This window comes from Armatimonas rosea, from assembly GCF_014202505.1.
Lineage (GTDB): Bacteria > Armatimonadota > Armatimonadia > Armatimonadales > Armatimonadaceae > Armatimonas > Armatimonas rosea.
Window position 1 is genome coordinate 192,613 of sequence record NZ_JACHGW010000007.1, and the last position, 9,592, is coordinate 202,204.

General features: G+C 61.0%; 13 protein-coding genes. 9 read left to right on the forward strand and 4 right to left on the reverse strand.

All coding sequences use genetic code 11. The features are described from left to right. The 7 genes from HNQ39_RS27055 (at window position 1) to HNQ39_RS27085 (ending at window position 4,027) form a co-directional block, all read left to right on the forward strand. Window positions 1-687, forward strand: coding sequence for a hypothetical protein (locus HNQ39_RS27055; protein WP_184203718.1), 687 nt, complete (start codon window positions 1-3; stop codon window positions 685-687). Then, the gene (locus tag HNQ39_RS27060; RefSeq protein ID WP_184203719.1) at window positions 680-1,504 is read left to right on the forward strand and encodes a TolB-like translocation protein; all 825 of its coding nucleotides are present in this window, start codon (window positions 680-682) and stop codon (window positions 1,502-1,504) included. The genes HNQ39_RS27055 and HNQ39_RS27060 overlap by 8 nt, the downstream gene beginning before the upstream one ends. A 32-nt stretch (window positions 1,505-1,536) precedes the next feature. Beyond that, complete coding sequence (locus HNQ39_RS27065) at window positions 1,537-1,929, forward strand: hypothetical protein (protein WP_184203720.1); 393 nt, start codon at window positions 1,537-1,539, stop codon at window positions 1,927-1,929. 99 nt (window positions 1,930-2,028) lie between these two features. After that, window positions 2,029-2,199 (forward strand): hypothetical protein, encoded by a 171-nt coding sequence (locus HNQ39_RS27070; RefSeq protein ID WP_184203721.1) that lies wholly within the window; start codon window positions 2,029-2,031, stop codon window positions 2,197-2,199. Window positions 2,200-2,202: 3 nt separating this feature from the next. Beyond that, window positions 2,203-2,772, forward strand: coding sequence for a hypothetical protein (locus tag HNQ39_RS27075; protein ID WP_184203722.1), 570 nt, complete (start codon window positions 2,203-2,205; stop codon window positions 2,770-2,772). Beyond that, window positions 2,759-3,355: a hypothetical protein gene (locus HNQ39_RS27080; RefSeq protein ID WP_184203723.1), complete on the forward strand. Its 597-nt coding sequence runs from the start codon at window positions 2,759-2,761 to the stop codon at window positions 3,353-3,355. Before HNQ39_RS27075 ends, HNQ39_RS27080 begins: the two co-directional genes overlap by 14 nt. A gap of 21 nt (window positions 3,356-3,376) precedes the next feature. After that, window positions 3,377-4,027, forward strand: a complete 651-nt coding sequence (locus HNQ39_RS27085) for a YdeI/OmpD-associated family protein (protein ID WP_184203724.1) — start codon at window positions 3,377-3,379, stop codon at window positions 4,025-4,027. Window position 4,028: 1 nt separating this feature from the next. Here HNQ39_RS27085 and HNQ39_RS27090 read toward each other — a convergent pair whose 3' ends face one another. Genes HNQ39_RS27090 through srlD form a run of 3 tightly spaced genes read right to left on the reverse strand, consistent with a single transcriptional unit; the run spans window position 4,029 to window position 7,236 of the window. After that, complete coding sequence (locus tag HNQ39_RS27090; protein ID WP_184203725.1) at window positions 4,029-5,276, reverse strand: MFS transporter; 1,248 nt, start codon at window positions 5,274-5,276, stop codon at window positions 4,029-4,031. After that, the gene (locus HNQ39_RS30125; RefSeq protein WP_184203726.1) at window positions 5,273-6,466 is read right to left on the reverse strand and encodes a CAP domain-containing protein; all 1,194 of its coding nucleotides are present in this window, start codon (window positions 6,464-6,466) and stop codon (window positions 5,273-5,275) included. The genes HNQ39_RS27090 and HNQ39_RS30125 overlap by 4 nt, the downstream gene beginning before the upstream one ends. Then, window positions 6,463-7,236 (reverse strand): sorbitol-6-phosphate dehydrogenase, encoded by a 774-nt coding sequence (srlD, locus tag HNQ39_RS27100; RefSeq protein WP_184203727.1) that lies wholly within the window; start codon window positions 7,234-7,236, stop codon window positions 6,463-6,465. The genes HNQ39_RS30125 and srlD overlap by 4 nt, the downstream gene beginning before the upstream one ends. Before the next feature lie 112 nt (window positions 7,237-7,348). On the opposite strand from srlD, the gene HNQ39_RS29710 reads away from it, so the two are divergent. Continuing rightward, the gene (locus HNQ39_RS29710) at window positions 7,349-8,167 is read left to right on the forward strand and encodes a DUF1559 family PulG-like putative transporter (protein ID WP_221290385.1); all 819 of its coding nucleotides are present in this window, start codon (window positions 7,349-7,351) and stop codon (window positions 8,165-8,167) included. Between the two features lie 64 nt (window positions 8,168-8,231). On the opposite strand, the gene HNQ39_RS27110 is transcribed toward HNQ39_RS29710, so the two are convergent. Next, a complete protein-coding gene (locus tag HNQ39_RS27110; RefSeq protein ID WP_184203728.1) occupies window positions 8,232-8,699 on the reverse strand; it encodes a fibronectin type III domain-containing protein in 468 nt (155 codons plus the stop codon). Window positions 8,700-9,072: 373 nt separating this feature from the next. Between HNQ39_RS27110 and HNQ39_RS27115 the strand changes: the two genes are divergently transcribed. Continuing rightward, a complete protein-coding gene (locus HNQ39_RS27115; RefSeq protein ID WP_184203729.1) occupies window positions 9,073-9,549 on the forward strand; it encodes a hypothetical protein in 477 nt (158 codons plus the stop codon). Window positions 9,550-9,592: the final 43 nt, after the last annotated feature.

Here is a 9,592-nt window from a genome sequence, read left to right on the forward strand (position 1 = left end):
ATGTCGAACACGCAGTTTACTCTTGATCGTCGCCGTGTGCTATCTCTCTTCGCCGGAGCTCTCGTGGCGGGGTGTGGCGGAAGTAGTGGGGCGGGGGAGGGGACTTCCCCGACCCCGTCGCCCTCACCCACGGCGACACCCGCTCCCACCCCAACTCCCCTTGCGACGCCTACGCCTACCCCGAGTCCTACACCCACCCCCACGCCGTCCCCAACTCCCACGCCTACTCCAACACCCGCAGCAGGGAGTGCGTACTTTTCCTACGTGAGTGATCCCGGCGATTTTATCGGACAAGGAGCGACACGGCGTATTACGTCCACGGACTCCCGCTTTTCCGCTCGGTACACCACCGATGGCTCCGGGACCTACCTTCAGGTGCAGCTCCAGCCAGCAGACCCCGCGTTCTACTGGCTCTCCTGGCTCCTGTTTTTTGGTGTCTCCACCAGCCAGTCGCTGGGCATTGGGGCCTACGAATCCGCGGAGCGCTGGCAGTTCCAGAGCCCCGGGCATCCCGGAATGGCGGTCAATGGCAACGCACGAAGCTGCAATACGGTCAGTGGGCGCTTTGAGATCAAGGAGCTCGTGCTAGGGGGCGACGGCTCCGTCCAGCGGCTCTTGCTCACCTTTGAGCAGCACTGTGATGGGAGTGTCCCCGCCCTTCGCGGCGAGGTTTCGTTCGGTGGCTAGGACGCCCACGTCCCCGAGACAGCTCCGTACAGGACTGGCAGTCTTTGGTGTCCTGACCGTGGTGTCCGTGACCAAGCTGGCGCTGGACTATGTTCGGTGTTTGGGAGATTCCGTGGCCCCCCTGAGCTGGTCGCCCGATGGCCGCTGGATTGTCGCAGAGCAGTACCGGAGCGCATCGACTGAGTACTCGGTCGTACTGGTCTCGGCTGCGACAGGGCGGGTGGAGCGGCTGCTCTACAAAAACGAAAACGGCACGCGGTGTCGCTCCGCACGTTTCTCGCCCGATAGCCGCTCTATCGCCTACCATGTCGCGGATGACTACTTCAAGAATCCTTACACGCTAAAAGGGATCGCTCACCGACACCACGACCATGTTGTGGATCTTGAAGGGAGGGTTACCCAGGAGCTCGTGGGCACGGGGGAAGTGCAGGAAGAAACGCTTCGCCGCGACTCCCCCGATGGGCACTGGTCCGCCTCCTGGGAGCCGGAATCCGAAACCTCGAACGCGAACTGGAATTTTTTGGTGCGCGGCCCGGATGGGACGCGTGTGAACCTCCTCAAGACGTACTCACAGCTGCCCACCGTATTCACGTGGCGACCCAGCGGCGAGCTTGTCTATATCGAGCCCTATGTCGAGCCAAAGGATATGATCGTGTCGGTAGTTGCCTACAACCCAAAGACCCAACAGCGACGAGAGCTAGTTAATCTTAGTAGTTACGAGTCTTTGGTATTCTCGCCCGATGGTTCCCAGCTTGCACAGACCGGGACGACCCAAGTTCAGTTTGTTCGATTGGGTTCTGCGAGTACAGCTCCTTGAGGGGCGCGTAGGTATACGGAGATTTTCCAAGAATGAGCTACGAAAAAACGCGGGGGCACCCTCCCGATTTTGAGGTTCACTACCGCTTCTTTACACCTGAGGAGGGAGGTAGATACAGTGGCCCGCCGTGGCAGCACTACCGGGGCGACTGGGCCTACGCCGAGACGCCAAAGGAACTCTACATGATCCACCCTGAGTTTATCGACGAAGACGGTGCGCTCGTCGCCGATGGGCAGCCTGTTCCTTGGGAGGGGCGAGCCACCATGTGGGCATTGATCCCGGAGCGCCGTGCGGAGATTCACCGCGCCCGTATCCAAGTCGGTGTAAAAGGTTTTTTCATGGAAGGCAATAAGAAAGTTGCCGAGGCAACGGTTACTCGTGTCCTGAACCTACACAATAATCCTTCTTTCACGGTCGGTAAGTGACTCCCAAAACACGGTAAGCCGCTCCCCAATTTCGTAAATGACCTACCACGTTGGTAACTTGCCTCTCATTTTCGGGAGGTGGTATGCTTACACTCGGGAATGGATATCTCCGCCAGCTCACGCGGGTGCAACTCCCTCACGGGACGTTTTGTCGTGCCTGAGTATGTCCTGAGTGCCACCAATGAGGTGGAGCGCCTGCACCTAACCTTTGAGCAACACTGTGAAGGAGGGATCCCTGCCCTGCGGGGGGAGATCTCCTACGGGAAGTAGACAATGACAGAACCCAAGTTACAAGAACAGCGCCCACTCCCCCGGTCACGGCGGCGGTTTCTTTTACAGGCGGCACTAGCCTCGGGGTGGCTGGCCGGTTGTGGCGGCGGTGGGGAGAGCAGCGCCCTCCCCACGAAGCTCACCTACACCAGTGAGCCAGGAGAGACACTCGGGGCGGGCAAGTCGGAGACACTGCGGCAAGACGGAATTCGCTGGCAAGTGACGACGACCCCGCCCACTGTGGTGCCGGGACGCATTACGGTGGACTTGTTGGAAGTGACCCCTGCCAACGAGCTGGTCGGAACCCTCTGGAGCTTCACCCTCACGCCGCCCAATGGAGAGGACTTTGTCGTGGGACGAACCTATGAGATCGGGCGGTTCGCGGACGCCACCAAGGCGGGGCTGATCGTCATTCGAGGTCCCTTCGGGTGTGAGTCGGCATCGGGGAAGCTGACGCTCTACGAGCTCGAACGCGACGGCACAACACTCCGGCGGCTGGTGGCTGGCTTCGAGCACTACTGTGAGACCAACCCGCACGCCCTGCGAGGAGAGCTTGTCTATGTCGCGACTTGATCGACGGCAGGCGTTGCTCTTGCTCACACTGGGTATCTCAGGAGGCTGTGGGGGAACGGCGGTACCCATGCCAACCCCAACTCCGACACCCTCGCCCTCGCCCACGCCGACGCCTAGCCCATTACCCACTCCCACTCCCACGCCAAGAGCGACCTACTTCTCCTACACGAGCGAGACCGGAGACTATATCGGGAAGGGGGTGAGCCGGCGGTTCGAGCGCACGCAGGGGACGTGGTGGGCAATCGCAAGCACGGACGGCTCGACCATACGGGTCTTCCTCAGTCAGTCCGGGGAGGACTACTTTTTCTGGGACATGACGTTCATGGCCCCCAAAGGGCAGGCGCTTACTGTCGGAACCTACGAAGGCGCCGAGCGCTGGCCCTTTCAGACCGACGGGCATCCGGGCCTCAGTGTCGTTGGGGATGGAAGCGGCTGCAACAGAGTGACGGGACGTTTCGTGATCCACGAGCTCACGCGCGGAACCGGCACCACGATTGAGCGCCTCTACGCCACCTTTGAGCACCACTGCGACGGAGCCGCTCCTGCCCTGTACGGGGAAGTCTCCATCGGCGCACCGATCTAAGTCTGGTATTATCCTAGTACCATGTCTGAACCCGAGCCCCATGCGCTGTTTAAAGCCCTTGATACCAACAACGACGGTAAGCTAAGCCGCGACGAGATCCCTGAGATCCTCCGTCCCGCGTTCGACAAGATGGACACCGACGGCGACGGTTTTATCACGGTGACCGAAGAGGCGGCCGCGCGCAGTGCCGCCGATGCGGTGCTGATTGAGGCGACCCCGCTCCAGCGCTACACCACCAAGCTCTCGATCCGTGGCAAGAGTGTCGCGCTGCCCATTCCCTTCGATCCCGACGATACCTGGGGCCAGAAAGAGCGGCACGATGTGGCGGGGACGGTCGATGGCCACACGATCCGTGGGGTGCTCAAGGCCGACCGTGACGGGGTCGTGCTTCCACTCGGCCCGACCTGGCTCAAAGACGCCGGACTAGTGGTCTCCGAGGCGACCGAGGTGGAGGTGGAGCTCTCTCCTGAGGGACCGCAGCTCGATAACCTGGCCGCCGACTTTCGCGAGGCTCTCCTCGCCAACCCGGAGGCGTGTGCCTACTTCCAGGCCATCCCAACCTTCCACCGCAAGAACTATGTCCGCTGGATCGACGATGCCAAGCGCCCGGAGACACGCACCAAGCGCATCTCCGAGGCGATCGTGCTTCTCAATGCCAAGCAGCGCCGCTAGGCTAGGCGGTTGCGGGCTCGGCTTGGTCGCGCTGGTCGGGGAGGGTGAGGGCAAAGCACATCGCCAGGAAGAACAGCGGGCTGAGCCACACCAGCGAGATTCGCATGTCCCCGACCGGGTTGATCAGCACAAAGAACACCGTCCCGATTGCGGCGAAGATGCGCCCGATATTGTAGCAAAAACCCGCGCCGGTCGTGCGGAGCAAGACCGGGAAGAGCGGCGGCAGGTACATCGTAAAGAGCCCAAAGACCCCGGAGAAGAACCCGACCAGCGGTAGGAACGGAAGCAAGTGGTCCTTGTCGCGCGGGACGATATACGCGGCGGTGTTGGCGAGGCAGAAGCCAAGGAACATCAGCGCAATCGCCTTACGGTAGCCCACCTTCCGGGCGAGGAACGCCGCAAAGAAGTTGCCAAAGATCGAGATGCCGATAATCAGCCCAAACGTGACACTCTTGAGCTGCCCGACGGCCACTTTATCCAGTGCCTTGACCTCGGGGAGGCTACCGAGGTGCTGGAGGTTCCAGAACTGAAACGCCCACCATGCCGTGAGGGAGGTCGCACAGACCGCGATCACCCGCAGGGTGGTGGAGAGCACGGGCGGGCGGAAGAGATCGGCGATTCCGGGCTGGGGCTCCGCGGAGCCCTTTGCCGCGTGCCACTCGTCGGTCTCGGGCACGTGGCGGCGGATCCAGAAGACCAAGAGCGCGGGCAGAATCCCCACCAGAAAGACCCAGCGCTCGTTGCCCGCCATGAGGTAGGTGGTTAGGACCGCCAGGAGGACGCCGATATTGACCGCGGTCTGGAGGCACGCTGCGATCCACGCCCGCCAGCTCTTGGGCCAGGTCTCGGAGAGGAGCGCGGAGCCGACCGCCCACTCGCCGCCGATGCCAAGGGCGGCGATAAAGCGGAAGATCAGCAGCTGCCACCAGGTCTGGGCAAACGACGATAGCCCGGTGAAGGCGGCGTAGGTCAGGATGGTCAGGCTCAGCGAGCGGCTCCGGCCAATCACGTCCCCGAGGCGCCCAAAGAACGCCCCGCCCAGCGCCCAGCCAATCAGAAACGCCGCCTGGATAAAGGCGGTCTTTTCCTTGACATCGGGCGACGTGGTCGAGTTGCTATGGAGTAGAATCGCGACGAACGCCGACGAGACCACGGTGTAGAGGTGCATGTCCAGCCCATCGAAGAGCCAGCCAAGCCAGGCGGCGATACCCGACTTCCACTGCTGTGGGGAGAGAGATTTTATCGTCATTTCTTTTTCTTCTTTGCCGGTGGTGGTGGCGGTTGCTTGACCACAGGAGCCGGTTTCGCAACAGGCACCGTGACAGGAGCTTTCCCGGTCGTGAACTGCCAGGAGCGGGTGAGCTCACGGCCACCTGCCTCCTTGACCACTAGGGTCGCGCGGTAGCTACTTAGGGGGAGGAGCGGCTGCTTGGGGATCAATAGCAACATATCGTCGAGCTCATCGTCGTTGCTGGGCGTGTTGACATAGCACGGCACGAGCTGGCCATCGGGGCCGGTCAGGGTTGCCTCGCGTAGGTCAGGCTTCTCGGTGATGCCGTAGAGGTGTAGGGTCACGGGGTAGCCGACCACGCGTGGGGCCTCGGGATAGGCACGGAGCGGGTCGGGGCTCTCGGAGTCGTGCCACTCGGTGGGGACATCGAGCTGGCCATCGGCGGGGTAGGCGACCACCTCATGGATCGGGCTCTGGGCACAGAGCAAGGTCACCCGGTCGCCGGCAATTCCCACGCCCGCGGCAAATGCTCCCGGCTGGAGGAGGGCCGCGCGGTGGTAGGGTGCATCGAGCAGGTTTTGAATGGAGAGTGCGGCCTGCGGCGCTTGGGCGATTACCTCGTAGCAGGACTCAAAGAAACCGGCGCGCTCGGCGCGTGCATCGGGGTCTTTGCCGTAGAACTCTGGCTTGCCCTCGGTCTGCTCGTGGGTGAGTGCGAGCTTGTTGGCGAGCAGGTAGCGGCTGTGGCGCGCGGCGGCGAGGCAGAGCGCGGGCTGGGCCTGCATGTCCGGGAGGAGGGCTGCGCGACGAAGTCGGTTCACCTGCGCGATCGCCTCCTGCTGGGCTTGGTCGGGTGCGGGCGCGGGGGGCGGCGCGGGGACACGGGTGAAGCTCCACTCCATATCGACCCCCTTGTCGTTGGAGAGCCAGACCTCGCAGGTTGCTTTTAGCACCCCGAGGGGCAGTGGCTCGCTGGGCTCCCCGACAATGCTCTGGGTGTCGTTGTCGTAGCGTGTAGGGATAGGAGTCCCATTGACCCGCATCTGAATCCGTCGGAGCTGTGCGCCTCCGCGCGGCCGCATCTGCCAGACAAGCGGGGGCCTCTCTAGGGGCGTCTTGCCTTGTGGGCGGGGCTCGGAGCCCTCCCAGAGGGTCTGGTGCGGCGCGGGAAGCAGGCAGAGGAGCGCCGCGAGCAGGGGCCCTCTCACCGCATCTCCTGCCCACCGGTCACATTGAGCGCCTGACCTGTCATGTAGCCGGCATCGTCGGTGCAGAGAAAGACCACGACCCCCGCGATATCGTTGTAGGTCGCCCCACGGCCCAGCGGCACCTGCGACTCGTACTTGGCGCGCACCTGCTCGATCGTGAGGCCCTGGGTCTGGGCATACTGGGCAAAGAGAGAGTCCTGCCAGAGGGTGCCATCGAGCAGGTTTCCGGGGCAGACACAGTTCACCCGCACCCCATGCGGCGCCATGTCCAGCGCGAGGCTCTGGGTCAGGCCGATTCCCCCAAACTTGCTGGCGGCGTAGGCGGAGTTGCGGAAACTGCCCTTCTTGCCGGACTTGGAGTTGATCTGGACAATGCACCCAGATTTCTGTTGCGCCATCTGCTTGCACGCTGCCTGCGCCGAGATAAAGTAGCCGTTTAAGTTCACATCGATGACCTTGCGCCACTTCTCGGGATCGAATTCACAGACATCGCCGGCGATCAGAATCCCCGCATTGGCGATCAGAATATCTAACTTGCCAAACGCCGCGACCGCGCGAGCGACCATCGCGTCACAGTCCGTGGGGCTGGTGACATCAGCGCGCATCCCGATCGCTCCCTTGCCGATCTTCTCCGCCGCCGCGAGCGCCTTCTCCTCGCTCATGTCCGCCAGCAGCACGGAGCAGCCTTCGTCGGCCAAGCGCTGCGCCAGCGCCTCCCCGAGCCCCTGCGCCGCCCCCGTCACAATCGCCGATTTACCTTCAAGTCGCATAGACCCAGATTATAACCCAGAGGCTGTTTACTTGCTAAGGTGTGTTTATGGTAAGATACCTGTGCAGCTCCGAAGCTGGTCTGCAACCCTAAATCGCTGGAGGAACTTGACAATGAATCGTCGTGCATTTACGCTCATTGAGCTTCTTGTGGTGATCGCGATTATCGCGATCCTCGCCGCCATCCTCTTTCCTGTCTTTGCCCAAGCGCGTGAGAAAGCCCGCCAGACCAACTGCTTGAGCAATACAAAACAGCTTGGCCTCGGCATTCTTATGTACACGCAGGACTACGATGAGACAATGGTCGTCGGTGGGGTGAACCGCTGCAATGCCTACACTACGCGCTGGTACCGTACGATCTACCCGTATCTGAAGAATGTGGGTGTCACATCGTGTCCTAGTAAGAACTTCACCACGGTTTTTAGTGCGGGGGCAACAACTCCCTGCCCTCAGCCCCCTGGCCCAAGCAACTCAGGCGGCTATGGAATCAACCAGAACCTCACGAACTTCGATACCTCATCGGCGCTCGGACCGCGTGTGAACCGTCCTGCGGTCACCTTGCCTGCCATCAGCACCCCTGCCTCGACATTCCTCATTATCGATGGGGCACAGTGCAACAACTCCGTCACCGGAAATACGAACCCGCTCTCCTGGGGGGCGCTCCAGACCGGCCCGAGCGACTGGCAGGTGACCCCGCCTGGGTTTTGGGACGGAGTGACTCCTGCGGGGATGAGCTCTGTTCGCTATTCCGAGGTGGACTCTGCCTCAAATGAGGCGCGCCGACCGATCTTTCGCCATAACGAAGGCGCCTGCGTTGTCTACTGTGATGGACATGCAAAGTGGACGACCGCCGAAGGTTTCCTAGGGATAAAACAGTTTGGTTTGGGGGGCTATCCCTACGGTCACGCGAACAACTCCTGGGATAATCTCTAAACTCCCCCGTAAAAGGATGATCGTGCACGCCCGTGGGCGACCTTGCGGGCGTGCTGTTTACTTGCTAAGGTGCGATCTTATCGATGGCATCGCTGAAGGGGCTCTGTCCGGCGGCCCCAATCGCCGCGACTCGGACATGGTAGCGCGGCCCGCTGGCCAGCCCCTGAATATCGTGGCGCGACTTTGTGCTCACCCCGCCCATGCGCCAGCCGCTCTTGCCCGCCCCATGGATCTTGGCCGCATCGCCCCCGGTCTCCTTCTCCACCGCCTCCGCCAGGAGCCGCAGTCCCCGGTCCACGACTTTCTCCTGTGCATCCCGCGCCAGAGTATCCGCAATTGCCTGCTGCCGCGACCCCTGCGCCTTGGTCTCTGCGGCCTCTAGCGCCTCGACAAGGGCGGTTGTCTCCGCTAAGAGCGCCTGCGTTTGGGGTAGGTCGGGGTTGCCGTTAACTTTAGCGAGAATACGCCGCGCCAGGGCAAGTTTCTCGGCAATCGGGAGGTTCTGAAGGTGTAGTTTGACCGAACTCATCATCGTGTATCCTTTCTCAACCAGCGCCGGGCGAGCATCCAAAAGCCCCCCTCGGCCTACGCCTACCGTCGCCTTCCCCAACTCTGCCACCGGTTTGCCCAACTTAACCACTAAATACGCCTATCCACGGATAGACTTGCCTAACTCATTCAGAGAGTATTCCAACTCTGCTTCAGGATACACTTATCTCCTGAGAGAACACGCTTGTCCCGATGCAGTATAGGCCAAACCTGTTGCTGAGTAAACTAAGTACCCTGAGTACAGGACAATTTTAGCCCTGCAATTTTACGAGGGCTAGCAGATTTCACAGGAGGTTGGGCATTGCCTCCTCGTGGTAACAGAGAGTCGCTTACACTTTCAAGACCACAAAAACACAATGCCCGATCTACATTCTATCGAATCTGCCCTCCTACCGCTGGGATTCAACAAGGCACGAATCAAATGCCTGGCCGCATTCCTCGTTGCTCTCTTGGCAAGGCAGAGTGTCTGCCTCACCAAGATTGCTCCCATCTTTCCCACCGACGCAAAGCCAGAATCTGCTTACAAACGGCTTCAGCGATTCCTCAAGGATTTTGAGCTAAACCTGGATCAGCTCGCACGATTTCTGGCGGTGCTCTGCCGAGTTGAGCCCCCCTGGACACTGGCAATCGACAGAACTAACTGGAAGCTGGGACGACTCCATCTCAATCTGCTGATGCTCAGCATCGTGGCAGAAGGAGTTGCTTTTCCTCTGCTGTGGATGCCACTGGCTAAAAAACAGAAAGATTCTCACGTTAAAGTGGGTAAAACGGGTAGTAGCAACAACTGTACGGACGATCTGAATTTCCCCGTAATTTTCTCAGGTAGGCAGTAGGTCATTCCGGGGCTATTGTAGAGTCGCGAAACAAACACAAAGC